24 protein-coding genes are annotated in these 23,678 nt (G+C 72.7%); 12 read left to right on the top strand and 12 right to left on the bottom strand.

The features are described from left to right. The first annotated feature begins 46 nt into the window (after positions 1-46). Positions 47-1,339 (top strand): MFS transporter, encoded by a 1,293-nt coding sequence (locus ACIQUC_RS08780; RefSeq protein ID WP_402265606.1) that lies wholly within the window; start codon positions 47-49, stop codon positions 1,337-1,339. A 47-nt stretch (positions 1,340-1,386) separates the two neighbouring features. Beyond that, on the top strand, positions 1,387-1,998 hold the full coding sequence (locus tag ACIQUC_RS08775) for a hypothetical protein (protein WP_402265604.1): 612 nt from the start codon (positions 1,387-1,389) through the stop codon (positions 1,996-1,998). A 276-nt stretch (positions 1,999-2,274) separates the two neighbouring features. Here the strand turns inward: ACIQUC_RS08775 and ACIQUC_RS08770 are convergent, their stop codons facing one another. Next, on the bottom strand, positions 2,275-3,195 hold the full coding sequence (locus ACIQUC_RS08770; protein ID WP_402265601.1) for a cation diffusion facilitator family transporter: 921 nt from the start codon (positions 3,193-3,195) through the stop codon (positions 2,275-2,277). Between the two features lie 47 nt (positions 3,196-3,242). Between ACIQUC_RS08770 and ACIQUC_RS08765 the strand changes: the two genes are divergently transcribed. After that, positions 3,243-3,908, top strand: coding sequence for a DUF4166 domain-containing protein (locus ACIQUC_RS08765; RefSeq protein ID WP_402265598.1), 666 nt, complete (start codon positions 3,243-3,245; stop codon positions 3,906-3,908). A gap of 1 nt (position 3,909) precedes the next feature. Further along, a complete protein-coding gene (locus ACIQUC_RS08760; RefSeq protein WP_402265596.1) occupies positions 3,910-4,887 on the top strand; it encodes an epimerase in 978 nt (325 codons plus the stop codon). Here ACIQUC_RS08760 and ACIQUC_RS08755 read toward each other — a convergent pair. After that, positions 4,856-5,884 carry an EamA family transporter gene (locus tag ACIQUC_RS08755; RefSeq protein ID WP_402265593.1) on the bottom strand — a complete coding sequence of 343 codons (1,029 nt, stop codon included), beginning with the start codon at positions 5,882-5,884 and terminating at the stop codon, positions 4,856-4,858. The two genes, ACIQUC_RS08760 and ACIQUC_RS08755, sit on opposite strands and share 32 nt — an antisense overlap. Positions 5,885-5,956: 72 nt before the next feature. On the opposite strand from ACIQUC_RS08755, the gene ACIQUC_RS08750 reads away from it, so the two are divergent. Further along, positions 5,957-6,871: a LysR family transcriptional regulator gene (locus ACIQUC_RS08750; RefSeq protein ID WP_402265590.1), complete on the top strand. Its 915-nt coding sequence runs from the start codon at positions 5,957-5,959 to the stop codon at positions 6,869-6,871. A gap of 60 nt (positions 6,872-6,931) precedes the next feature. On the opposite strand, the gene purB is transcribed toward ACIQUC_RS08750, so the two are convergent. The 3 genes from purB to ACIQUC_RS08735 all read right to left on the bottom strand — a co-directional run bounded on the left by purB (position 6,932) and on the right by ACIQUC_RS08735 (position 9,344). Next, on the bottom strand, positions 6,932-8,317 hold the full coding sequence (purB, locus tag ACIQUC_RS08745) for an adenylosuccinate lyase (protein ID WP_022907179.1): 1,386 nt from the start codon (positions 8,315-8,317) through the stop codon (positions 6,932-6,934). Then, positions 8,314-8,826, bottom strand: a complete 513-nt coding sequence (locus tag ACIQUC_RS08740) for a low molecular weight protein-tyrosine-phosphatase (RefSeq protein ID WP_031262388.1) — start codon at positions 8,824-8,826, stop codon at positions 8,314-8,316. Before ACIQUC_RS08740 ends, purB begins: the two co-directional genes overlap by 4 nt. 119 nt (positions 8,827-8,945) lie before the next feature. Further along, positions 8,946-9,344, bottom strand: a complete 399-nt coding sequence (locus ACIQUC_RS08735; protein ID WP_022907176.1) for a phage holin family protein — start codon at positions 9,342-9,344, stop codon at positions 8,946-8,948. Positions 9,345-9,562: 218 nt separating this feature from the next. Between ACIQUC_RS08735 and ACIQUC_RS08730 the strand changes: the two genes are divergently transcribed. The 5 genes from ACIQUC_RS08730 (at position 9,563) to ACIQUC_RS08710 (ending at position 15,216) form a co-directional block, all read left to right on the top strand. After that, positions 9,563-10,642: a histidinol-phosphate transaminase gene (locus ACIQUC_RS08730; protein ID WP_402265585.1), complete on the top strand. Its 1,080-nt coding sequence runs from the start codon at positions 9,563-9,565 to the stop codon at positions 10,640-10,642. 23 nt (positions 10,643-10,665) lie between these two features. Beyond that, positions 10,666-11,802, top strand: a complete 1,137-nt coding sequence (locus ACIQUC_RS08725) for a thiamine pyrophosphate-dependent dehydrogenase E1 component subunit alpha (RefSeq protein ID WP_022907174.1) — start codon at positions 10,666-10,668, stop codon at positions 11,800-11,802. A gap of 86 nt (positions 11,803-11,888) precedes the next feature. Then, positions 11,889-12,848: an alpha-ketoacid dehydrogenase subunit beta gene (locus ACIQUC_RS08720; RefSeq protein WP_031262385.1), complete on the top strand. Its 960-nt coding sequence runs from the start codon at positions 11,889-11,891 to the stop codon at positions 12,846-12,848. Positions 12,849-12,888: 40 nt separating this feature from the next. Beyond that, complete coding sequence (locus ACIQUC_RS08715) at positions 12,889-14,511, top strand: dihydrolipoamide acetyltransferase family protein (protein WP_402265582.1); 1,623 nt, start codon at positions 12,889-12,891, stop codon at positions 14,509-14,511. A gap of 129 nt (positions 14,512-14,640) precedes the next feature. Beyond that, positions 14,641-15,216, top strand: coding sequence for a GNAT family N-acetyltransferase (locus ACIQUC_RS08710; protein WP_022907171.1), 576 nt, complete (start codon positions 14,641-14,643; stop codon positions 15,214-15,216). Here the strand turns inward: ACIQUC_RS08710 and ACIQUC_RS08705 are convergent. The 5 genes from ACIQUC_RS08705 to ACIQUC_RS08685 form a co-directional block, all read right to left on the bottom strand. After that, a complete protein-coding gene (locus tag ACIQUC_RS08705) occupies positions 15,178-15,384 on the bottom strand; it encodes a hypothetical protein (RefSeq protein WP_022907170.1) in 207 nt (68 codons plus the stop codon). The genes ACIQUC_RS08710 and ACIQUC_RS08705 overlap by 39 nt on opposite strands. Beyond that, a complete protein-coding gene (locus ACIQUC_RS08700) occupies positions 15,381-16,661 on the bottom strand; it encodes an alpha/beta hydrolase (protein WP_402265578.1) in 1,281 nt (426 codons plus the stop codon). Before ACIQUC_RS08700 ends, ACIQUC_RS08705 begins: the two co-directional genes overlap by 4 nt. After that, the gene (locus ACIQUC_RS08695; protein WP_402265575.1) at positions 16,658-18,676 is read right to left on the bottom strand and encodes a bifunctional lysylphosphatidylglycerol flippase/synthetase MprF; all 2,019 of its coding nucleotides are present in this window, start codon (positions 18,674-18,676) and stop codon (positions 16,658-16,660) included. The genes ACIQUC_RS08700 and ACIQUC_RS08695 overlap by 4 nt, the downstream gene beginning before the upstream one ends. Before the next feature lie 98 nt (positions 18,677-18,774). Next, entirely contained in the window at positions 18,775-19,977 is a 1,203-nt protein-coding gene (locus ACIQUC_RS08690) for a sensor histidine kinase (protein WP_402265573.1), read from the bottom strand. Continuing rightward, entirely contained in the window at positions 19,970-20,593 is a 624-nt protein-coding gene (locus ACIQUC_RS08685) for a response regulator transcription factor (protein WP_222836466.1), read from the bottom strand. The genes ACIQUC_RS08690 and ACIQUC_RS08685 overlap by 8 nt, the downstream gene beginning before the upstream one ends. A gap of 115 nt (positions 20,594-20,708) precedes the next feature. On the opposite strand from ACIQUC_RS08685, the gene ACIQUC_RS08680 reads away from it, so the two are divergent. Further along, a complete protein-coding gene (locus tag ACIQUC_RS08680; protein ID WP_402265571.1) occupies positions 20,709-21,449 on the top strand; it encodes a GntR family transcriptional regulator in 741 nt (246 codons plus the stop codon). A 79-nt stretch (positions 21,450-21,528) separates the two neighbouring features. Here the strand turns inward: ACIQUC_RS08680 and ACIQUC_RS08675 are convergent, their stop codons facing one another. Together ACIQUC_RS08675 and ACIQUC_RS08670 are read right to left on the bottom strand one after the other, a co-directional pair. Continuing rightward, positions 21,529-21,981 (bottom strand): PTS glucose transporter subunit IIA, encoded by a 453-nt coding sequence (locus ACIQUC_RS08675; RefSeq protein ID WP_402265568.1) that lies wholly within the window; start codon positions 21,979-21,981, stop codon positions 21,529-21,531. Next, positions 21,978-22,214: a PTS transporter subunit EIIB gene (locus ACIQUC_RS08670; protein WP_022907163.1), complete on the bottom strand. Its 237-nt coding sequence runs from the start codon at positions 22,212-22,214 to the stop codon at positions 21,978-21,980. The genes ACIQUC_RS08675 and ACIQUC_RS08670 overlap by 4 nt, the downstream gene beginning before the upstream one ends. Before the next feature lie 178 nt (positions 22,215-22,392). On the opposite strand from ACIQUC_RS08670, the gene ACIQUC_RS08665 reads away from it, so the two are divergent. Next, a complete protein-coding gene (locus ACIQUC_RS08665) occupies positions 22,393-23,658 on the top strand; it encodes a PTS transporter subunit EIIC (protein ID WP_022907162.1) in 1,266 nt (421 codons plus the stop codon). Positions 23,659-23,678: the final 20 nt, after the last annotated feature.

Raw genomic sequence — 23,678 nt, 5'->3', positions numbered from 1 at the left:
GGGCATCCATTGGACTCGATGGGCGGTGGCGGGGCACCATCGGAGCATGCCGACCGACACCGCATCCACACCCGCCCTGAGCGGCGCCGCAACGAGCGCGCGCAGCGCCGCAGCGAGTGAGCGCGTCGCCGCCCCGCGCGGCCGCCGAGCGCACACGCGTCGTCGACACGGTGTCGGCTTCTGGGCCGTGGCGTTCGCGTTCCTCGCGGTCATGGCCTTCGCGACGGTGCCCGCGCCGCTCTACGTCATCTACCAGGCACGCGACGGGTTCCCGACGTTCACGACCACCGTGGTGTTCGCCGCCTACGGCGTGGGCGTGGTGGGGTCCCTGTACCTCGCGGGACACCTCAGCGACGTGCACGGACGCCGGCCCCTCATCCTCGTGTCGGTGGCGCTCGAGCTCGTCGCCGCGGTGCTCTTCCTCGTCTGGAACGACGTCAGCGGGCTCATCGTCGCCCGGCTGGTGACCGGCCTCGGCGTCGGACTCCTGACGGCGACGGCCACCGCGCACCTCGGGGAACTCCGGGTCCGGGCGACGGGCTCGTCGTCGTCCGCCGGTGGCGCCGGCGTGGTCGCCGGGGCGGTGAACCTCGGCGGGCTGTCGCTCGGCGCGCTCGTCGGCGGCGCCCTCGCCGAGTTCGTCGGGCAGCCGCTGATGGTGCCGTACGTCGTGTTCGTCGTGGCACTGGTGGTCGCGTTCGCGGTCGTGCTCGCCGCCCCGGAGACCGTCGACCGCCCGGCGTCGCCCGTGCCCTACCGCCCGCAGCGGCTGCAGGCACCCGAGGGGCAGGCCGGGGCGTTCTGGACCGCCGGCACCGCCGCGTTCGCCGCCCTCGCGGTGCAGGGGCTCTTCACCTCGGTCGCGCCGACGTTCCTCGCGACGACGTTCCACGTGACCGACCGGCTCGCCGCCGGGGCCACGACGTTCGGGGTGTTCGCGGCGAGTGCGGTGTCGCAGATCGTCTTCGCCCGACTGACACAGCGGACGCAGGTCCGGCTCGGGATGGTGCTGCTCGTCGCCGGCCTCGTGGTCCTCGCGGTCGCCGCGGTCGTGCTGCAGGTCGCCGGGTTCATCGGCGGCGGGGTGGTCGCCGGTGCCGGTGTCGGGCTGCTCTTCCGTGCGGCGATCGGCAGCGCGGGGGCGCTCGTCCGACCCGAACGCCGCGGAGGCGTCCTCGCCGCCACCTTCCTCATCGCCTACGCCGGGCTGACCGTGCCGGTCGTCGCGGTCGGCGCCGCGCTCCTCGTGCTGCCGACGCTGCCGGTGCTGCTCGGGTACGTCGTGTTCGTCGTGATGCTGGCGGTCGTCGCCGGGACGCGGCTGGCCGCTCGGGCCTGAGCGGCCAGGTCCCGGGAGGCGCGACACCCGTCCGGCATACTGGGCGCGTGTCCCAGAAGCGCAACCGTTCCGTCATCACCGGGATCGCGGCCGTGCTGGCCGCGGGCCTCGTGGCCGGTGGGGTCGCGCTGACGGCGCAGCGCGGTGCCGACGACCCGGTGCTCGGCGGTACCGGGGTCAGTGTCGTCCCGAGCGCGACCGCCGGCGACGGGGCGACGAAGGACGGCACGGTGACGATCACCCGGACCGGCCCGGACCTGCCCGGCGACGACGTCCTCGACCGCTGCGACACCAGCAGCCGCGGGACGGTGGCCCGCTACGACACCGAGGCGCTCGGCGCGGTCGTGCTGCAGTGCGGGAACTCCGGCCAGGGCTACGAGCACATCCGCATCCGGCACACCCGGGACTGGGAGGACGTGCTCTCCGGTCACGGCTCCCGGGACTGGGACGACGCGATGCTCACCGCGGTGCAGTCCGCCCTCGAGGCACCCGCGACCGGGTACCCGCAGGACGCCGGCGACGGCAAGGTCTGCTACGCCGCTCCGGTTCGGTTCGACGACGGGAGCCGACCCGCGGCCGAGCCCTTCGTCCGCGTGATCGTCTCGTCCACCACGGACCGGGTGATCACGGCGTTCCCCACGAGCGACGGCGGCTGCTGACCTCGCCCCGGGGATCGGCCGGGGCGAGGGAGCGTCGACCGTCGAGTCGATGCGACAGCGTCGTTGTCGTACGACGTCGGCGATGTCGTCGGTTGCGTCCGCGGGTGGTTGCACGCGCGGGGTAGCGACAGCGTCGTTGTCGTACGACGTCGGCGATGTCGTCGGTTGCGTCCGCGGGTGCTTGCAAGCGCGGGGTAGCGACAGCGTCGTTGTCGTACGACGTCGACATCGTCGCACCGAGTCCGCCGCCGCACCACGCGCGCACCACGCGCCTCGCTACGCGTGCACCTCGTGCTCGTGCCGGCGGTGCGATGCGGGCTCGAGCTGGAACGTCGAGTGCTCCACCGGGACGTCGAAGTGCTCCGCGACGCACTGCTGCAGCTCGTCGAGGATCCGCGGGGCGTGCGCGGTCGAGAAGCACTCGTCGTCGACCACCACGTGCGCGGTCAGGTTCGGCACCCCGGTCGCCACGAGCGTCGCGTGCAGGTCGTGCACGGCGATGACGTGTTCGAGCTCGAGGATGTGGCCCCGCACGTCGTCGAGGTCGAGCCCCGGCGGCGTCGACTCGAGCAGCACGTTCGCGGTCTCGCGCAGGAGCCGGACGGCCCGCGGCAGGATGAGCAGCCCGATGAGGATCGCGGCGACCGAGTCGGCACGCTCCCACCCGGTCAGCATGAGGACGATCGCGGCGGCGATGACCGCGACGGAGCCGAGGGTGTCGTTGAGGACCTCGAGCCGGGCGGCGCGCGAGGTGAACCCCTCGCCGGAGGCCCGCAGCAGCACCGCGTAGGCCACGAGGTTGCCCACGAGCCCGATGATGCCGAAGACCAGCAGCGGCCCGGAGTGGATGTCGGCCGGGACGAACAACCGCTGGATCGCCGAGATGATCACGTAGACGCCCACGGCGAGCAGGATCGCGGCCTGCGCCGTGGCACCCAGGACCTCGGCACGCTGGAAGCCCCAGGTGCGCTGCGCCGTCGGACTGCGCCGGGCGAGCCGGGTGGCGACGAGCCCGATGCCGAGCCCTCCGGTGTCGACGACCATGTGCCCGGCGTCGACGAGCAGCGCGAGGGACCCGGTCACCACGGCACCGACCACCTCGGCCAGCAGGATCGTCGCCGAGATGCAGAACGCGATGAGCAGTGCGCGCTCGGACGCGTGCCCGTGCGAGTGCCCCGCTCCGTGGTCGTGTCCCATGCGCACCATCGTAGGGATCCGCACCGACGCCGTGCCAGGATCGGGACGTGTCCCGGTCGCTGTACGAGCTGTCCACCCCGCCCGAGGTGCTGGCCCGGCTGCACCCGCGGCTGTCGACGTACTTCGGCGCGATCCCGCCCGGACACGTCGGCCGTGGCGAGGGCGTCTTCGACGTCGTCGGCACGCCGCGCCGCTGGCTCTGGCCGCTGCTCGCCTGGTTCGCCCGCGACGCCGTCATGTTCCCGGTCTGGGAACGGGACGTCCCCTTCACGGTGGAGAACCGTCCGGCTCGCGTCCGTCGTGGACGAGGAGACCGCAAGGCGCGACCCGCCGTGCGCGCGCACCGCACCTTCCGGTTCCGCTCCGGCAGCCGCACGATGGTGGACGCCATCACCGCCGAACCGGACGGCCTGGTCGACCACCTCGGCCGCCGCGGGCGCGTCAGCGCCCGGCTCCGGGCGGAGGTCGATGCGCACGGCCCGGACACGGGCGCCCTGCGCCTCGTCTCCACCCACGTGACGTTCCGTGCGCTCGGACGCGAGGTGCGCCTCCCGGCTGCCGTGTCCCCGCGTGTGACGCTCGTGGAACGATTCGATGACGATGCCGACCGGCAGCGCGTGTCCCTGGTGCTCTCGGCCCCGCTGGTCGGCACGCTGTACCGGTACGAGGGGGCGTTCCGGTACGAGATCGCGCCGGACAGGGAACGGGGATGAGATGAGCGACCAGAAGGGCCGCGCCGTGATCGCGGGGGCGAGCGGTTTCGTCGGGCAGCACCTGCAGGACGCCTTCCGCGACGAGGGCTACGAGGTCGTCACGATCGGCCGCACCGGCGACGCCGTGTGGGGCAACACCATGCGGATCCGGGAGCTCGTGGACGGCGCCGCACTCGTCGTGAACATGGCGGGCAAGAGCGTGAACTGCCGCTACGGCAGGCGCAACCGGGCGGAGATCATCCGCTCCCGGGTCGACACGACCCTCGAACTGGCCGAGGCGATCCGCACGAGCGAGCACCCGCCGCCGCTGTGGGTGAACGCCTCGACCGCGACGATCTACCGGCACGCCGACGACCGCCCCCAGGACGAGGTGACGGGCGAGCTCGGCGAGGGGTTCTCGGTCTCGGTGGCGACGGCGTGGGAGGACGCCCTCTTCGCGGCCGACCTGCCCGGTACCCGCCGCGTCGCGCTCCGGATGGCGATCGTCTTCGGCGACGGCAGCGCCCTCGTGCCGCTCATCCGGCTGGCGCAGGCGGGACTCGGCGGACCGCAGTACGACGGACCGTGGTTCCCGACGCGTGCACGACTCCGTGCGGGGACGTACCACCACGACCGGCGCACCCGCGGCCGGCAGCGGTTCAGCTGGGTGCACATCGCGGACGTCCTCGGCGCGGTCCGGTTCGTCCGCGACCACGAGGACATCGACGGAGCGGTCAACGTCTCGAGCCCGAACCCGTCCGACAACCGCACGGTGATGGCGACCATCCGCGACGCGGTCGGGCGTCGGTTCGGCATCCCGACGTGGCGGTGGATGCTCGAACTCGGGTCGTTCGCGATCCGCACCGAGACCGAACTCGTGCTGAAGAGCCGGTGGGTGGTGCCGACCCGGCTGGTGGAGGCCGGGTACGAGTTCCGCTACCCGCACCTGCGCGGGGCGCTCGCCGGGATCATCGCCGAGCGTCGCCAGCACCGGGGCTGAGCGTCGGCACCGGCAGGTCGCTGAGGTCGCTCGAACTGCTGCCCAGGACGCCGGCGGGCGGCACGTCGTGCGACCTCGGCGGGGCGTCCGCGGCGTGTGGTGCGACCTCGACGGGTCGCGGTGCCGGGTGGGACCGCGCCGGCCGGGACGACCACAGCACCGCGGCCACGACCACGACCCCGGCCGCCACCTCGACCCCGTCGGGCACCTCGCCGAACGCCACCCACGACGCGAACACCCCCACGACCGGCACGAGCATCGAGAACGGTGCGACCGTGCTCGACGGGTAGGTCGCCATGAGCCGCGACCAGATGCCGTACCCCACGAGGGTCGCCACCAGCACGATGTAGAGCACGCCGAGGTCCGCCGGCAGTGCCTCGGCCGTGAACGCCGTCCCGAGCGCCCGCCCGATGCGCGATGGTCCCTCGACGACGAACGACAGCACGGCCATCGGGACCGGCGGCACGATCGACCACCACAGGGTCAGGTGCAGGGGGTTCGCGGCGCCGGCACGCCGGGTCGCCACGTTGCCGATCGCCCAGCCGAGGGCGCCGCACAGCGCGAGCACGACGGGCAGCAGGGCCGCCGCCTGCGCCCGGTGCACGGCGATCGCCGCGAGGGCGGCCACCGCGATCGTGACCCCGACCACCTGCCGCCCGGTCAGCCGTTCGCGCAGGAAGACCCCGGCGAGCACCACCGTGAACGGCGCCGACGCCTGCAGCACGAGCGACGCCAGCCCGGACGGCAGCCCCGCGGCCATGCCGAGGTACAGGAACGCGAACTGCAGGACGCCGAGCCCCGTGCCCACGAGCAGCAGCCGTCCGAACGGGATCCGCGGGCGCGGTACGAGCAGCACGGTCGGGACCGCGAGCAGCGTGAACCGGATCGCCGCGAGCAGGAAGGGCGGGAAGTGCTCGAGTGCCAGGGCCGTCGCGGGGAAGTTCAGTCCCCACACCACGGCGACGACGACGGCGAGGAGACGGTCACGGGTACGCACAGGTCGATGGTGCTGTAGCGAGACCGTTCAGCACCAGCGAACAGTTCCGAAGCGACGTTGTAGTCTCCCTGCATGGTCGGCTTCGACGTGCAGCTCCTCGCCGTCCTGCGCGAGCTCGCCGAACGGGGCAGCGTCACCGCCGTCGCCCGGGCCACCCACCGCACGCCCAGCGCGGTCTCGCAGCAGCTCCAGACCCTGCAGCGACAGGTGGGCGTCCCGCTCGTGGAACGCATCGGCCGCGGCGTCCGGCTCACCGAGCACGGCCGGGTGCTCGCCGGGTTGGCGAGCGGCGTCGCGACGGCGATCGCGACGGTCGACGCGGCCTGGCAGGAGCACCTCGGCGGCGGGACCGGACGGGTCGACCTCGCGATCTTCCCGTCGGCGGCCGAACTGCTGCTCCCCGGGGTCCTGACCCGGATGCGCGCGCACCCCGGCATCACGCTGTCACTGGTCGACGTGGACGTCGGCGAGGGCGCGTTCGCCCCGCTCGCCGCCGACCACGACGTCGTCGTCGGGCACCGCTCCGACGGGGTGCGCCCGGCGGACCAGGGCGCGGTGCAGACGGTGCCGCTGCTGCGGGAACCGCTCGACGTCGCCCTGCCGGACGGGCACCGGCTCGCGGGGCGGGCACGCGTCGGGATCGACGAGGTGGTCGGCGAGACCTGGATCGGGGTGCCGGAGGGCTACCCGATCGACCGGGTCCTGCAGGCGATGGCGGCCGCGTCCGACGTCCCGCCGAGCGTGGCCTTCCGGACGATCCACCTGCCCGTCATCGAGAACCTCGTCGTCGCCGGCCACGGGATCGCGCTCGTGCCGCGGTACACCTCGGGGACGCGGGCGTCCGGTCGGTTCCACCTCGCGGAACTGGCCGACGTCCGCGCGGGGCGGCGGATCGAGGCGCTCGTCCGTCCGGACCGTGCGGTCCGCCCCGCGGTGCGGACGGTCCTGGAGGCGCTGGTCGCCGAGGCCGTGGACGTCACCACGTGAGGTGGTGACGTCCACGGCGGGGCCGAGCCGCGCCTCCAGGAGGCGTCGGTGCGGGACGCGTCAGACGTCGAGGTGGTCGACGAGCTCGTCCGCGAGACCCGTGTAGGTCGCCGGGGTCAGGTTCGTCAGGCGCGCCTTGGCACCCGAGGAGATGTCCAGCCCGTTCACGAACGCGACGAGCTCCGCCTGCCCGATCCGCTTGCCGCGGGTGAGCTCCTTGAGCATCGCGTACGGGTCCTCGATGTTCGACTGCCCGGCGGTGACCTCGGCGCGGATGACCGTCTGGATCGCCTCGGCGAGGACCTCCCAGTTGCGGTCGAGGTCCTCGGCGAGACGGACCTCGTTCACGGCGATCTCGCCCAGCCCGCGGCGCAGGTTGTCGAGTGCGAGCAGCGAGTGCCCGAACGCGACGCCGATGTTCCGCTGCGTGGTGGAGTCGGTGAGGTCACGCTGCAGGCGGCTCGTGACGAGCGTCTCGGACAGGGTCGAGAACAGCGCCGACGAGATCTCGAGGTTCGCCTCGGCGTTCTCGAACCGGATCGGGTTGATCTTGTGCGGCATCGTCGACGACCCCGTGGCACCCGCCACCGGGATCTGCGTGAAGTACCCCATCGAGATGTAGGTCCACACGTCGGTCGCGAGGTTGTGCAGGATCCGGTTCGCGTGCCGGACCCGGTCGTACAGCTCGGCCTGCCAGTCGTGCGACTCGATCTGCGTCGTGAGCGGGTTCCAGGTGAGCCCGAGCCCCTCGACGAACTCGCGGGACAGTGCCGGCCAGTCGGCTTCCGGGTCGGCGGCGAGGTGCGCCGAGAAGGTGCCGGTCGCGCCCGAGAACTTGCCGAGGTACTCGCCGCCCTCGATCTGGGAGAGCACCCGCTCGAGGCGGTAGACGACCACGGCGAGCTCCTTGCCGAGCGTCGTCGGGGTCGCCGGCTGTCCGTGCGTGTGCGAGAGCATCGGGACGCTCTTCAGCTCGTCGGCGAGCTCGCGGAGCTTCGTGAGGACCGCCTTGAACGCCGGCAGCCACACCTGGTCGACGGTGTCCCGCACGGTGAGCGCGTAGGACAGGTTGTTGACGTCCTCGCTCGTCGCGGCGAAGTGCGTGAGCTCGGCGATCGCGTCGAGCCCGAGCTCGGACAGGCGCCGGCGGACGAAGTACTCGACCGCCTTGACGTCGTGCCGGGTCGTGGCCTCGATCTCGGCGAGCTCGGCGATCTGCTCGTGCCCGAAGCCCGACACGACCTGGCGGAGCGCGGCCTTGTCGTCGACGCTGAGCGGCGACGTGGTGAACATCGCGTGGTCGGTCAGGAAGATGAGCCACTCGACCTCGACGACGATGCGGGCGCGGTTGAGCCCGGCCTCGGAGAGGTGCTCGCCCACCGTGTGCACGATCGGGTAGTAGCGCCCGTCGAGCGGGCTGATCGGCTGCGGGGGAAGGGGGGTCATGGGGCTCCCTGACGGACTGCCGGCTCGAGTTGGCGGAAGAGCGCCCGGCAGGCCCGTTCGACGGTCGAGAGCACTCGGTCGAACTCGTGCCGGTCCGCGTAGTACGGATCCGGAACGTCGGTCTGCTGGGGCCAGGCGTCGTCGTACCGCAGCAGGAGCGTCACCTTCGCGGCGTCGTCCATGGTCGGTGCCCACGAGCGCAGGATGCGTTCGTGGGAGCGGTCGAGTGCGACCACCAGATCGAGGTCCGGGAACCGGTCCGGGTCGAACTGGCGGGCGCGATGCCTGCTGCCATCGTATCCGCGCGCGGCGAGCGCCGCGATCGTGCGCTCGTCGGCCGGCTCGCCGACGTGCCAGTCGCCGGTGCCGGCGGACTCGACCTGGAACCGGTCGGCCATGCCCGCGTCCGCCGCCAGCTGGGCGAACACGATCCCGGCCATGGGGGAGCGGCAGATGTTGCCGCTGCAGACGAACGAGACCCGGAAGGGGGCGTCGGCGTCCGCGGTCATGGGGACATCATGGCGCAGCCGGCGCGCGTCCGCGATGCTGCTGCCGCCGGGAGGCGCGGTGCCGGTCCGGTCGTCGGCCCACCCCGGCGGGGTCGTCGCGCACGCGCCGTCGGCCAGCGTCACGCGCGCGGGCGGTTCAGCACCGGCCGCGCGAACAGCCCGATCAGCCAGGCGAAGACCGCGAGCACGAAGGCGCCGACGATGCCCCAGCCGAACGAGTCGACGTGCAGCCCGAAGCCGAACGCGTCCGAGATCCCGGCGACGATGAGGAGCAGGACCGCGTTCACGACGAACGAGATGAGCCCGAGCGTGAGGATGTAGAGCGGGAACGCCACGATCCGGATGAGCGTGCCGATCACCGCGTTCACGAGACCGAACACGAACGCCACGAGCAGGTACGTGAGGACGGTGGCCGTGGTGCCGCCGTCGCCGAAGGGCGTGACGGAGACGCCGCTGACGATCAGCGTGGTGAGCCAGAGCGCGACGGCGTTGACGACGAGGCGGACGAGGAATCGCATGCCCCCATGATGCCCGTGCCCACCCGGGCGCGTGCCGCGAGGACGGGCCGGTAGCCTGGACCCGTGACTGACGAGCGCGTGCACATCAGGCACCCGGACGGGCACGGCATCGCCGTCCTCCCGGCCCGGTAGCCTGGTCCCGCGACTGACGAGCGCGTGCACATCAGGCACCTGGATGGGCACGGCATCGCCGTCCTCCCGACCGGTAGCCTGGTCCCGTGACTGACGAGCGCGTGCACATCCGGCCCGAGATCGCCGTCCTCCCGGCGTACAAGCAGGGTCGCCAGGCCGAGGCCTCCGCCTTCAAGCTGTCGAGCAACGAGAACCCGTTCCCGCCGCTCCCCGGCGTCGTCGAGGCCGTGCAGGCGCAGACCGCGTTCAACCGCTACCCGGACGCCACCGCCCTCGCCGTCCGGGCCGAGCTCGCGCACCGCTTCGGGACGGGTGTCGACGAGGTCCACGTCGCCCCCGGCAGCGTCGCGATCCTGCACGAGCTCGCCAAGGCCACCGCGGGCCCCGGCGACGAGGTCGTCTACGCGTGGCGCTCCTTCGAGGCCTACCCGGGCGTCGTGACGGTCGCCGGCGCCACGAGCGTGCAGGTGCCGAACCGTCCGGACGGCGGCCACGACCTCGACGCGATGGCAGCGGCGGTCACCGAACGCACCCGGATGCTGATCGTCTGCACGCCGAACAACCCGACCGGCCCGGTCGTCACCGCGGCGGAGTTCGAGGCGTTCATGGCGTCGGTGCCGCCGACCTTGCTCGTGGTGCTCGACGAGGCCTACGCCGAGTTCGTCACCGATACGGACGCGGTGCGGGGACCGGCGCTCCTCGAGCGGTACCCGAACCTCGTCGTCCTCCGCACCTTCTCGAAGGCGTACGGACTGGCCGGACTCCGTGTCGGGTACGCCCTCGGCCCGGCGTACGTACTCGACGCCGTACGCGCCTGCGCGATCCCGTTGTCGGTCACCGCGCAGGGGCAGGCCGCGGCGCTCGCGAGCCTCGAGCGGGAGTCCGAGCTGCTCGAACGCGTGTCCGAGATCGCCGCCCTTCGCGACCGCGTCGTGACGTCCCTCCGCGAGCAGGGCTGGGACGTCCCCGACGCCCAGGGCAACTTCGTGTGGCTGCCGACCGGGGCGCACACCCAGCACGCGGCGGAGCGCTTCGAACAGGCCGGGATCATCGTCCGGGCGTTCGCGTCGGAGGGCATCCGCATCTCGATCGGGGAGCACGAGGCTGTGGGAACGCTCCTCGAAACCGCCCGGTCGCTTGTGGGGGACCTCCAGGCGACCGAGTAGTCGCTGCCGCTACGCTGGCCCGCATGTCATTCCGCGCCGCGGCCCCCGCGACGACCACCGTCCGGCTCCTCGACCCCGAGGGCCGGTTCGTGGAGACCGACGAGAACGCCGAGTTCGCCGCCGCCGCGCGGGCGATCCCGGACGAGACCCTGCTGGCGATGCACCGCCGCATGGTCCTCACCCGTCGGTTCGACCACGCCGGCCACAACCTCCAGCGCACCGGGCAGCTCGGCCTCTGGGTGCCGAGCCACGGGCAGGAAGCCGCGCAGACCGGCTCCGCCTTCGCCCTCCGTGCGCAGGACCACGTGTTCCCGTCGTACCGCGAGCACGCCGTCACGATGCACCGCGGCGTCGAGCCGATGGAGATCATCGCGATGTACCGCGGGCAGACCCACGGCGGGTGGGACCCGGACGAGCGGGGCAACACCCACATCTCGACCCTGGTGATCGGTTCGCAGACGCTCCACGCCACCGGGTACGCGCTCGGCCAGAAGCTCGACGGCGACGTCGGCACGGGCGACCCCGACCGCGACGCCTGCTCGATCGTCTACTTCGGCGACGGCGCGACGAGCCAGGGCGACGTGAACGAGGCCTTCGTGTTCTCCGCGTCGACCGGGGCGCCGGTCGTCTTCTTCCTGCAGAACAACCACTGGGCCATCTCGGTGCCCGTGTCCGTGCAGTCGCCGACCCCGCTCGTCGACCGCCCGCGCGGCTTCGGCATCCCGAGCGTCCTGATCGACGGCAACGACGTCCTCGCGGCGTACACCGCCTCGGTCGTCGCCACCGACCACGCCCGCAGCGGCCAGGGCCCGGCCTTCATCGAGGCCGAGACCTACCGCATCGGCGCGCACACGAGTTCCGACGACCCGAGCCGCTACCGCGAGGACGACGAGCTCCAGGACTGGGTCCGACGTGACCCGATCGCCCGCTCCGAGGCGTACCTGCGGTCCAAGGGCGTCACCGACGCGCAGCTGGCCGAGTTCGACGCCGAGGGCGAGGACATCGCCGCCGACGTCCGCCGCCGCACCGTCGCGCTCACGCCGCCGTCCGTCGACGTCATGTTCGACAACGTCTACCGCGAGCCGCACCCGCTGATCGCCGAGCAGAAGGCCTGGCTCGAACAGTACGAGGCCGGCTTCGAAGGGGGCGCCCACGCATGAGCACCACCGAGCAGCTCTTCGACTACACCCTGCGCTCCCACCCGGGCGCCGGCGAGGTCCCGAGCGACCCCACCCCGACCCTGACGATGGCCAAGGCGCTCAACGCCGGACTGGCCGCCGCGATGCAGGCGGACGACAAGGTCCTGCTGATGGGCGAGGACATCGGCGCCCTCGGCGGCGTGTTCCGCATCACCGAGGGCCTGCAGCAGCGGTTCGGCGCGGAGCGCGTCCGGGACACCCCGCTCGCCGAGTCCGGCATCATCGGCACCGCGATCGGTCTCGCCCTGCGCGGCTACCGCCCGGTCGTCGAGATCCAGTTCGACGGCTTCGTCTGGCCGGGCTTCGACCAGATCACGTCGCAGCTGGCGAAGATGGCGAACCGGCTGCCGGCGCACATGTCGCTGCCCGTCGTGATCCGCATCCCCTACGGCGGCCACATCGGCGCCGTGGAGCACCACCAGGAGTCCCCGGAGGCGTACTTCGCGCACACCCCGGGTCTGCGGGTCGTGAGCCCGAGCACCCCGAACGACGCCTACTGGATGATCCAGGAGGCCATCGCGTCGAAGGACCCGGTGGTCTTCCTCGAGCCGAAGTCGCGCTACTGGCCCAAGGGGCAGGTCGACCTCGTCGACGGCCACGTGCCGATGCACACCTCCCGCGTGGCCCGCACCGGCACCGAGGTCACCCTCGTCGGCCACGGCGCCATGGTCGCCACGCTCATGCAGGCGGCCGAGATCGCCGAGTCCGAGGGCACGAGCTGCGAGGTCATCGACCTCCGTTCGATCTCGCCGATCGACTGGGAGCCGCTCCTCGCCTCGGTCCGGAAGACCGGCCGGCTCGTCATCGCACAAGAGGCGTCCGGCTTCGTGAGCGTCGGCAGCGAGATCGCCGCGACGGTCGCCGAGCGGGCCTTCTACACGATGCAGGCGCCGCCGCTCCGGGTCTCCGGGTTCGACGTGCCGTTCCCGGTGTCGAAGCTGGAGCACCTGCACCTGCCGGACGCCGACCGCGTCCTCGAGGCCGTCGACCGCGCCCTCGCCTACTGACATCCCGACCGAGTTCGACCAGACCGCCGAAGGAGCCGTAGTGGCCGCCGCCGAATTCCCCCTGCCCGACGTGGGCGAAGGCCTCACCGAGGCCGAGATCGTGCAGTGGCGCGTCGCGATCGGGGACGAGATCGCCGTCGACCAGGTGCTCGTCGAGATCGAGACGGCCAAGTCGCTCGTCGAGCTCCCGTCGCCGTTCTCCGGCACCGTGACGGGGCTCCTCGTCTCCGAGGGCGACACCGTCGAGGTCGGCAAGCCGATCATCCGGGTCGAGTCCGACGCGTCGGTCGCGTCCGGTGCACCGGTGACGGCTCCGTCCGCTCCGGCGGCACAGCCGGGAGGCACGGCACCGGTCGCGGACAGCGTCCCGACCTCGCCGGTGGTCGCCGCCACCCCGCCGGCAGCGCCCGCCCCGGCAGCGCCCGCCCCGGCGGCGCCGGCCCCGGTGGCTCCCGTCGCGCAGACCCCGCCCGCTCCCGCGGCGACCCCGGCACCGGCTGCAACGCCGGCTCCCGCCGTCGCCGCTCCCGCCACGCCCGCGCAGCCCGTCGCCGAGGGCGCCTCGGTCGTCGGGACCGACGAGTCCTCCGGCGCCGTCCTCGTCGGCTACGGCTCGGCGACCTCGTCGCCGTCCCGTCGCAAGCCGGGCGCCCGCCGGGCCGCAGCGCTCGCGGCCGAGGCGAGCCGCGCCTCCAGTGCCGACGCCGCCGCGGCCGCCGAGGCCGCCAACGACCCGGGCGAGGAGTCGACCGCCGAGGCGATCACCGCCCTCGGCTCCGCCCCGCGCAAGCAGAGCACCGCGACGAACGTCCTCGCGAAGCCCCCGATCCGGAAGCTGGCGAAGGACCTCGGCGTCGAGCTGAGCGAGATCGTCGCGACCGGGCTCGCCGGCGAGGTCACGCGCGACGACGTCATCCGGCACGCGAAGCAGGCCAGCGTCTTCCGCAACATCGAGACGCCCGAGTGGGGCGAGGTGCGCAGCGAGACGATCCCGGTCAAGGGCGTCCGCAAGGCCATCGCCACCGCGATGACCACGTCGGCGTTCACCGCGCCGCACGTGTCCCTGTTCGTCGACGTCGACGCGACCCACACGATGGAGTTCGTCAAGCGGCTCAAGGCGTCGCCGACGTTCGCGGGCGTCAAGGTGTCGCCGCTCCTCATCGTCGCGAAGGCCGTGATCTGGGCCGTCCGCCGCAACCGCTCGGTGAACTCGACCTGGACCGACCGCGAGATCATCGTCCACCACTTCGTGAACCTCGGCATCGCCGCGGCGACCCCGCGCGGACTGATCGTGCCGAACATCAAGGACGCGCAGGACATGTCCCTGCTCGAGCTCGCCCAGGCCCTCGAGCAGCTCACCCTGACCGCCCGCGACGGCAAGACCACCCCGGCGCAGATGGCCAACGGCACGGTGTCGATCACGAACATCGGCGTGTTCGGCATGGACACCGGCACCCCGATCCTCAACCCGGGCGAGGTCGCGATCGTCGCCATGGGCACGATCAAGCCGAAGCCGTGGGTCGTCGACGGCGAGGTCCGCTCGCGCATGGTGACGACCATCGGCGCCTCGTTCGACCACCGGGTCGTCGACGGTGACGTGGCGTCGCGCTTCGTGCACGACGTGGCCTCGGTGCTCGAGGAACCGGCGCTCCTGCTCGACTGAGCGGCTTCGTGAGCAGGAACGGTCGAGTGTCGCCGAGCTGCTCGACCGTTCCTGCTCACCATCTGCGGGCTTCCGCAAACGTCGCGTGGTGTTCACACGGATGTCGGTGGGCGGGGCGATGATCGACCCATGGTCCACCAGCTCCTGATGCCCCCGCAGGAGATCCGAACGGATCGCCTCCTGCTCACCCCGCTGTCGCCGGCGGACATCGACGACGTGCACGCGCTGTTCTCCGACGCGCGCACGTGGACGCACCTGCCCACCGGTCGGCACACGGCACGGGCGACGACCATCGACCTCGTCCAGCGCAAGATCGGCGGCCGGGCACGCCACGGGCTCGGCTCGTGGGCGGTCCGGTCCTCGGCCGACCACGCGTTCCTCGGGGTCGGCGGCGTGGACATGACGGCGGGCGGCGTCTGGAACCTCGGCTACCGCCTGACGCCGTCGGCGTGGGGCAACGGCTACGCGACCGAGGTCGCGCTCGCGGCCGTCGCCGCCGCGCGGGACGTGGGCGCCGACGTCCCCGTGACCGGGCGCGTCCTGACGAACAACCCGGCCTCGGCCGCGGTGCTCGGGCGCGCTGGCCTGTCCCTGGTGTGGCAGGGGTCGACCTCCGCACCGACCCCCGGCGGGGTCGAGCGACAGGTCTGGGCCGACCGGGCGTTGTCACGGACGCAGCGGGCCTGGCTCGTCGCCAACGCCTGAGCCGGGTCCCTCCACCGGGGTCGACGCCTCCGACGAGGGGACGAGCGCGCGGGCGACCCCGCACAGCACCAGCAGGACGACGGCGACCGGGGTGGCTCCGACCGGACCCACGGCCATGAGCACGACCGCGGCGAGGGCGACGACGGGCAGGGTGACGACGCCGGTCACCGCAGGGCTCCGAACAGGGCGTCGGCCTCGTGCGGCAGCTCCGTGCGCAGGGACCACTGCACGGTGTTCCAGTCGTGGCCGCTCTTCGGCGCGGAGGCGACGACGGTGTCCGCGCCCGCCGCCCGTGCCGCACGGCCGAGCTTCCGCGCGTTCTCGCTGAACTGGCGGTCGGCCGAGCCCGCGGTGAGCCACAGGGCGTGCCCGCCGAGGCCGTTCTCCCGCATCTGCGCGATCGGGGCGGCCGCCCGCCACGCGGCGACGGACCCGCCGAAGGCCTGGTCGGCGCTGTGCTGGGGGTTCTGGTCGATCGGTTGCAGCTCGCTGGAGATCGCCAGCGCCGCGCCGAACGACGCCGGGTCCGCGGTGACGAACTGCATCGCGCACGTCGCCCCCTGCGAGAAGCCGACGAGCCCCCATGCTCGTCGGTCCGGCGTGACGGGGAGGTGGGCAGCGAGCCACGCGGGCACGTCCCGGGTGACGTAGGACGCCGACTTCCCGAGCCGCGAGTCGACGCACATCGGGTTGCGACCCGGTGCCGACAGCTGGTCGACGGACACGACGATCGGCGCCCGCCCGTGGTGCGCGGCGGCGTACGCGTCGAGCACCGTGCCCATCTGCCCGGCGGTGAACATGTCGCTCGGGGCTCCCGGCTGCCCGGCGAACGCCAGGACCACGGGCAGGCGCGCCGGGTCGCGGACGAGGGCGGCAGGCGGCAGGTAGACGACGGCGGGACGTGCCGGGAAGCCCGAGCGCGTCCCCGGGATGTCGACCGTCCGGATCACGCCCGCCGCGGGCATCGTGGCCGCCGGGGTGGCGTCGAGGTCGAGCGCGGGGTACGGGTCGCTCTGCACCACGGTGCCGAGGGTCGGGTACTTGGCGAACTCGACGTTCACGCCGAGCGCCGGGACGAGGAGCGCGGCCGGTACCAGGACGGCGGCCAGCACCCGGCGCCCGCGACCGCCCTGCACGATCCCGGTGACCGCCAGCGCGAGGGCCGCCGTGGCCATCGCGACCCACATGCGCGTGACGCCGCTCAGGGCGACGCCGAACAGGTCGACCACGTCGCTGACGACCCAGCAGACGACCAGCACCGCCACGGCCGCGACCGCCGCGACGACCGCGCGCACCCGCACCGCCCGCCACGCGGGGCCGGAGCGCATCCGCCGGAGCCCGGGGAGCAGGACGGCGAGTGCGAGCACGGCGAAGGCGGTGTCGATCGGGACGAGCTTCGACGGTGCCTGCAGCTGCGTCGCGAGCAGCCAGGCGGTCGGACTCACGACCGGGCCGCCGCGCGGGCGTCCGCCGCCTGGACCCGGTGCGCCTGGCGGAGCGCCCACAGGTGCTTCGGGCGGAGCCCCGGCACGTACGCCGCCGCCAGGGCGCGGGTCACCCGCGGGACGTGCAGCGGCGTGGGGACGACGAGCCAGAGCGGTTCGTGCCGGGCGCCGAACTTCTCCTTGAAGCGCTGCAGCGAGCGGAAGCCGTACACCGGTTCGAGCGCCCGGGCGAGCATCGCCGACCCGCGCACGACGAGCGGACCCGCCCCCGCGTGCGCGGCGAGTGGCGTGCCGGACAGGCTGATCGTGGTGAGGCCGGCCTCGCGGGCGCGGAGGGCGGTCCGGGCGATGAGGAACTCCATCACGCCGGGCATCCCGTCGTCGCCGCGGCGCATGACGTCGAGCGTGTACCCGGTCAGCGCCCCGCGTTCGTGGACGGGCAGCCAGCTGGTCACCGCGGTGACGTGACCGTCCGCGGTGACGGCGAGCAGGAGCCGGACGTCCGGGTCGTCCAGCTCCCGGAACCCGCCGAGCGTGAAGCCCATCTCGGGCAGCCGACGGTCGGCGGCCCACCGCGTGCAGATGGCCTCGACCTCGGCACGCTGGTCGGCCCCGAGCGCGTCGAGGGTCGTCCACTCGTCGCGGACGCCCTCGCGGTCGGCCCGGTTCGAGGCGGTGCGCAGGTCCTGCCGCTTCTTGCCTCGGAGGTCGAAGGTCGTCACGTCGAGCACGCACTCGACACCGACCGGCAGCGCGGTCCAGCCCTCGGCGCCGAGGATCGCGCGGACCGGCTCGTGCACGCTCGTGAACGCGGGGACCCAACCCTGGCGCTCGCAGAAGGCCGTGAAGCCGGCGAGCACCTCGGCGCGGTCAGCGGTGGCGCACGCCGGGTCCGACACGGCGAGGGCGACCTCGCCGCGCACCCGGTAGGCCACGGCACCGAGCCCGCCCGGGTGGGTCCAGGTCGCGTTCCCGCGCCAGGTGCCCATGTGCCCGAGGGTGCCGGCGTCGCCGTCGCGGAGCATCGAGACGAGGTCGTCACGCCCGGCACCGGCGGCCCGGAACCGTGCCCGGACGAGTCGCGGTCGGAGGACGACGACGGCCAGCAGCACGGCGGCCGGGACGATCCACGCCCCGAGCAGGGTCACCTGCCACTCGACCGCGTCCAGACCGAGTCCCTGCCACTGCACGGCGTCGTCCTGGACCGGCTCGATGAGGAAGACGTCGGCGAGCACGACGGTGAGCGTCAGCAGCACGGCGATCGCCAGCGCGACACCGACCCGCCGCCCGCGGTGGACGAGCCAGGCGGCGAGGAGCAGCAGGACGCCGACGACGACCACTGAGCCGTTCGGCATCGCGTCGGCGAACGGGGAGAGCACGCCGTCCGGGTCGGGCACGACGGGCGTCACGAGGGTCCCGGCACCGAGCGCGATGAGGGCGCTCACCACGACGGTCCGGGCGGTGACGGCGGTGCTGCGGTGCGCGGGCTCGGAGGCGCGGCGGACGATCCAGGCACCGGCGGCGGTCCCGAGCAGGGTCGCGAGGGCACGGGCCAGGTCCGACCCGTGGCCGGCGAAGAGCACGAGGGTCAGGACGACGGTCCACAGGGCGGCACGGACGCGCCAGCGGCGCTGCGGGGGCATCGTCGCCGAGGCGGCACCTAGCAGTGCGGTGGCCACGATCGACGGCGCGAAGAGCGGTTGCCCGACGGCGAACTCGGCGTGCGCCTCGCCCAGCGCCGACCCGATGGTGACGGTGAGGAGCGTCGCGAGGACACCGACGAGCGGCGCTCCGATCCCGACGACCAGGGTCCGGAGCGACCCGAGGGACCGCTCGGCGAGGACCGTCGTCAGGACCACGGCCACGAGGGCGAGGCACGCGACGGGCGGGTGGTGCGGGAAGTCCGGCTCGGAGTGTGCCATCCGGGCGGTCACGACGAGCACGGCCGCGGCCACCGTCACGACGACGGAGACCGGGAACCGACGGAGACGTCCGATGAGTGCTGTTGGTGCCACGGTCCCATCACAGCGGACCGCGCGCTCCGGGACATCGCTCCACGGCGTGAACCCCGATGGCCGATCGGCCATCGCCGCGTCGCTCCGGGGGACGACCGTCAGACGACGGGCGCGGACGGCACGTGCTCGACCGGCAGCCGCAGGTGCAGTGCGAACCCGTCGTCCGGCTGCGGACCCGACTCCATGCTCCCGCCGAGGAGCGACGCCCGTTCGCCGAGCCCGATCAGCCCGAGGCCGGAACCCGGCAGCTCGAGCCGTTCCGAACGCGCGGGGCCGTTCACCACGTCGACGAGGACGTGCTCACCGTGGATCCGGCCGCTGACCCGGACGGTCGCGTCGGGGGCGTGCTTGCGGACGTTCGTCAGCCCCTCCTGCACGAACCGGTAGACGGCCCGCTGGAGCGGCTGCGCGAGGGTGTCCGGCAGGTCGACGGTGGTGCTGGTCTCGAGGCCGCTCTCGGCCACCAGCCGGGGCAGGTCGGCGAGGACCGGCTGCGGCGCGATCTCGCGGTCGGTACCGCCGGACGCCCGCAGCACCTGCACCATCTCGCGGAGCTCCTGCAGGGTGACGACGCACAGCTGCCGGATCGTCCGCGCGAACCCGCGCTCGGCCTCGTCGCGGCCGGCCATCTGCATCGCACCGGCCTGCACCGCGATGAGGGTGACCTGGTGCGAGACGACATCGTGCATCTCGCGGGCGAGCAGGGCCCGTTCGCGGGAGAGCGCCACGGCCGCGGCCTGTCGGCGTTCGTCCTCGCGGGCCCGGCGGGACTCGACGAGCTGCTCGGTCAGGCGGGCACGGGTCTGCACGAGCAGGCCGACGGCGAGCGGACCGAGGGCGAAGATGAGTGCGTAGACCACCGAGACGACGATCTCGTCGAGGGTCTGCGGCGGCCCGACGAACCCGCTGAACCCGACGAACTGCACCAGGGCGGCGAGGAGCATCAGCCACCGGCGGCTCGTGCGCTCCCCGAGGGTGAACAGCGCCACGCTGGCGGCCACCACCGCGGACCCGACGAACAGTCCGGGCATGGTCAGGGCGAACGCGAGCACGGGGAAGCGTCGGCGGAGCAGCAGCGCCGCCGCGGCGACGAGCGACAGCCACGTCTCGAGGGTGGTGGCACCGGAGATGTCGAGCACCGCATCGGCGACCGCGGCGGCGACGAAGAGGGCGTCGAGCACCCACCACGGTGCGGGGTGGGTGCGCGCCAGACGCAGGCCGGCGTCGACGAGCCGGTCGAGCCTCCCGTCCGTCGCCGCGAGCACCTGCCGGACCCGCCCGGGCCGCTCCCCGTCAGCCATCCAGGAGCCCCGCCTCGGCCGCGCGCAGCGCGAGCTGGACCCGCGTCGGGACGCCGAACGCGGCGAGGAGCGACCGGATGTCCTCCTTGACGGTGCCGGTGCTCACCCCGAGCCGACGGCCGATGTCCGGGTTGCTGACGCCGTCGGCGACGAGCCGGAGGACGGCGTGCTCCCGGTCGCTGACGGCCGGCGCCGGGGCACTCGGACGTGCCGCGAAGAGCTTGGTCCGGTCGACACCCGGGGCCAGCACGACCCCGCCGCGGGCGAGGACGCGGACGTACTCGGCGAGGCCCTCGGGATCGGTGTCCTTCAGCAGGAACCCGGCGGCACCGAGCTCCATCGCCTGCCCGACGTACTCGTCGGTGTCGAAGGTGGTGAGCATCGCGACGGCGGGCGGCTCGGGGAACGCCCGGAGCTCCCGGAGGACCTCGAGCCCGTTCACGCGCGGCATCCGCACGTCGAGCAGGACGACGTCCGGCGCGTGGTCGCGGATGGTCCGCACGGCGTCGACGTCCCCGGTCGTGGCGACGACGTCGATGTCCGGTGCGGCGCCGAGGATGAGCTCGAAGCCGTAGCGGACGAGCGTCTCGTCGTCGACGATCACCACGGTTGTCACGCGCGTCATCTTGTCATGCACGTTGGCGTTCCGAGGGGGACTCGTTACTGTGGCAGCAACTGGTCATGTCCGCGCATGACCACCCGCACGACCAGCGACGGAGCACGAGGACCGCATGACGAGCCGGATCACCGAGGGTGCCGAACCGAAGCACCAGCAGCTGCGTCGGATCCTCCTCGACCTCGCCACGGTCCGCCTCGCACCCGGTGCGGCGATCCCGTCGGAACGCCAGCTCATCGCCGAGTACGGGGTGTCCCGGATCACCGTTCGCGAGGCCCTCGGGCAGCTCGTGAACGAGGGCTACCTCGAACGCGTGCGCGGCAAGGGCACCTTCGTGGCGCACCGACCCGTGCAGTCGACCCTGCACCTGGCGTCCTTCACCGAGGAGATGCGTGCGATGGGGCATGTACCGACGACGGTCGTGCTCGTCCGCGAGGAGCGGGTGCCCCCGTCCGACACGGCCGCGGCGCTGCGGCTCGACCCCGACGTCCGCGCCTTCCACGTGAAGCGGCTGCGCATGGCCGACGGCGCACCGGTGTCCATCGACGACGCCTGGTTCGTCGCGGATGCGTTCCCGGGCCTGCTCGAGCACGACCTGTCCGACTCGGTGTACTCGATCATCGCGACGGAGTACGGCACGCCGATCGACCGCGCGCAGCAGACCGTCGCCGCGAACCCGGCGGCGGACGACGTGGCCACCCTGCTCGGCACGAAGACCGGGGCGCCGCTGCTGGAGTTCGACCGGGTGTCCTACGCGGGGGAGCGCCCGGTGGAGCACACGCGGAGCTGGTACCGCTCGGACCGCTACCGCGTGCAGATGGAGGTCACGGCGACGGCGGCGAACGCGGACGCCTAGCGCCGACCGTCGCGCTGCGCGACACCGCACGGCACGTCGAGGCCGTGCGGTGTCGCCGAGTGCGTGGGAAGGCCCCCGCTCAGACCTCGAACAGGGTGTCGCCGTCGCGCACCGTGGTGCCGACCGCGTCCTGCGCGATGGAGTCCGGCGCGGAGCCGAGCACGACGACCGGGCAGATCGGCGAGTAGCCGGCAGCCGAGATCACCGAGGGGGTGAACCGGACGACGGGGTCGCCCGCGACGACGGTGTCGCCCTCGGTGGCGAGGAGCTCGAAGCCCTCGCCCGACAGCTTCACGGTGTCGATGCCCACGTGCACGAGCACGTCGGTGCCCGCGGCGCCCTGCAGGGCGAACGCGTGCGGGTGCAGCTTGACGATCGTGCCGTCGACCGGCGCGACCGCGGTCACGGCGCCGTCGACCCCGGTCGGGTCCACCGCGACGCCGGCACCGACGAGCTGCCCGGCGAACACCGGGTCCGGCACGTCGGCCAGTGCGACGACCGGGCCCTGGAACGGAGTCCGGACCGCGGTCACAGCTCGTCCTGGATGTCCTGCGCGAGGTTGTCGGCGATCGGGCCGACGATGACCTGCCAACCCGTCCCGCCGCCGACGACGGCCTGGGCGCCCGCGGCCTTCAGCGCGTCCTTGTCGACCAGGTCGCCGTCCTCGACCTCGACGCGGAGGCGCGTGATGCAGCCCTCGACCTCGTCGATGTTCTCGGCGCCACCGAGCGCGGCGATGATGTCAGCGGCCTTGATGTCAGCCATCGTTTCCTCCTCGTTACGAAAACGCATGCCGGGTTGACAGGCGTGGGGTCGCGGTTCAGACTACGGAACTGGTCATGACCGGACAGGACCGGACCTGGCGACACCGCCGAGGTTACCTGCGCTGACTGTACGACTCAACTCACCCCGACAGCTCCACCCAACGACGAGAGGACCTCCGATGAGCACCACCACTGCCACGGATGTGCCGGAGAAGAAGACGCCGAAGAAGCAGTCGCGCGTCTTCGCCAACGCCCAGCGGCTCGGCCGCAGCCTCCTGCTGCCCATCGCGGTCATGCCGGCTGCCGGCATCCTGCTCCGCCTCGGCCAGGCCGACATGCTCGGGGCGATCCCCGGCTTCGAGAAGGGCGCGACGATCATCGCCGCGGCCGGCAACGGTGTGTTCACCTGGCTGCCCCTCCTCTTCGCGGTCGGCATCGCGATCGGGTGGGCGAAGAAGTCCGACGGCACCACGGCGCTCGCCGCCGTCGTCGGCTACATGGTCATGTACCAGGTCTTCGCGGCCATGTCCCCGATCGTGCTCGACGGGGTGAAGGACGCGAACGGCAACCAGGCCACCATCAACTTCGGCGTCCTCGGCGGCATCGTCATGGGGCTCGTGTCGGCCGTGCTGTGGGAGAAGTTCCACCGCACGAAGATGCCCGACTTCCTCGGCTTCTTCTCGGGCCGCCGCCTCGTGCCGATCCTCACCGCGGTCGCGGGTCTCCTCATCGCCGTCGTGATGTCGTTCTTCTACCGCTACTTCGACATCGCCCTGACCGCCGCCGGCCAGGCCGTCGCGGACAACGCCGTCCTCGGTGGTGGCATCTTCGGGTTCGTCAACCGCATGCTCATCCCGATCGGGCTGCACCAGCTGCTGAACTTCTTCCCGTGGTTCCAGCTCGGCAGCTTCACCACGGGCGGCGTGACCTACCACGGCGACATCGCGCGCTTCCTCGCCGGCGACCCGACGGCCGGCATCTTCCAGACCGGCTTCTTCCCGATCATGATGTTCGCGCTGCCCGCCGGTGCCCTCGCGATCTGGCGCAACGCCAAGCCGCAGAACCGCAAGCTCGTCGGCGGCATCATGCTCTCGGCCGCGCTCACCTCGTTCGTGACCGGCATCACCGAGCCCCTCGAGTACTCGTTCATGTTCGTCGCGTTCCCGCTCTACATCATCCACGCGGTCCTCACGGGCACCTCGCTGGCCCTGGTGAACGCCCTGGGCATCCACGACGGTTTCTCGTTCTCGGCCGGTGCGATCGACTACGTGCTGAACTTCGGCAAGGCGGACGGGGCCATCTGGCTCATCCCGATCGGCCTCGGCTACGCGGTCGTCTACTACTTCCTGTTCAGCTTCGTGATCAAGAAGTGGAACCTCCGCACCCCCGGGCGCGAAGAGGACACGATCGCCGAGAACACCATCGACGCGGCCACCAAGCCGTAGCCGTCACGAGGTGACGGACG

Source organism: Curtobacterium sp. NPDC098951, from assembly GCF_044759965.1.
Taxonomy (GTDB): Bacteria; Actinomycetota; Actinomycetes; order Actinomycetales; family Microbacteriaceae; genus Curtobacterium.
Note: the sequence above shows the minus strand (reverse complement) of the source record. Positions and strands in the feature narration are given on the sequence as shown.

Bases quoted from the DNA above. Each gene is read 5' to 3' on its own strand.
- ACIQUC_RS08750 (WP_402265590.1), top strand. From the start codon at position 5,957: ATGGTCGGCTTCGACGTGCAGCTCCTCGCCGTCCTGCGCGAGCTCGCC.
- ACIQUC_RS08770 (WP_402265601.1), bottom strand. From the start codon at position 3,195: ATGGGACACGACCACGGAGCGGGGCACTCGCACGGGCACGCGTCCGAG.
- ACIQUC_RS08740 (WP_031262388.1), bottom strand. From the start codon at position 8,826: ATGACCGCGGACGCCGACGCCCCCTTCCGGGTCTCGTTCGTCTGCAGC.
- ACIQUC_RS08680 (WP_402265571.1), top strand. From the start codon at position 20,709: ATGACGAGCCGGATCACCGAGGGTGCCGAACCGAAGCACCAGCAGCTG.
- ACIQUC_RS08665 (WP_022907162.1), top strand. From the start codon at position 22,393: ATGAGCACCACCACTGCCACGGATGTGCCGGAGAAGAAGACGCCGAAG.
- ACIQUC_RS08780 (WP_402265606.1), top strand. From the start codon at position 47: ATGCCGACCGACACCGCATCCACACCCGCCCTGAGCGGCGCCGCAACG.
- ACIQUC_RS08760 (WP_402265596.1), top strand. From the start codon at position 3,910: ATGAGCGACCAGAAGGGCCGCGCCGTGATCGCGGGGGCGAGCGGTTTC.
- ACIQUC_RS08670 (WP_022907163.1), bottom strand. From the start codon at position 22,214: ATGGCTGACATCAAGGCCGCTGACATCATCGCCGCGCTCGGTGGCGCC.
- ACIQUC_RS08690 (WP_402265573.1), bottom strand. From the start codon at position 19,977: ATGGCTGACGGGGAGCGGCCCGGGCGGGTCCGGCAGGTGCTCGCGGCG.
- purB (WP_022907179.1), bottom strand. From the start codon at position 8,317: ATGACCCCCCTTCCCCCGCAGCCGATCAGCCCGCTCGACGGGCGCTAC.
- ACIQUC_RS08725 (WP_022907174.1), top strand. From the start codon at position 10,666: ATGTCATTCCGCGCCGCGGCCCCCGCGACGACCACCGTCCGGCTCCTC.
- ACIQUC_RS08710 (WP_022907171.1), top strand. From the start codon at position 14,641: ATGGTCCACCAGCTCCTGATGCCCCCGCAGGAGATCCGAACGGATCGC.
- ACIQUC_RS08735 (WP_022907176.1), bottom strand. From the start codon at position 9,344: ATGCGATTCCTCGTCCGCCTCGTCGTCAACGCCGTCGCGCTCTGGCTC.
- ACIQUC_RS08720 (WP_031262385.1), top strand. From the start codon at position 11,889: ATGGCCAAGGCGCTCAACGCCGGACTGGCCGCCGCGATGCAGGCGGAC.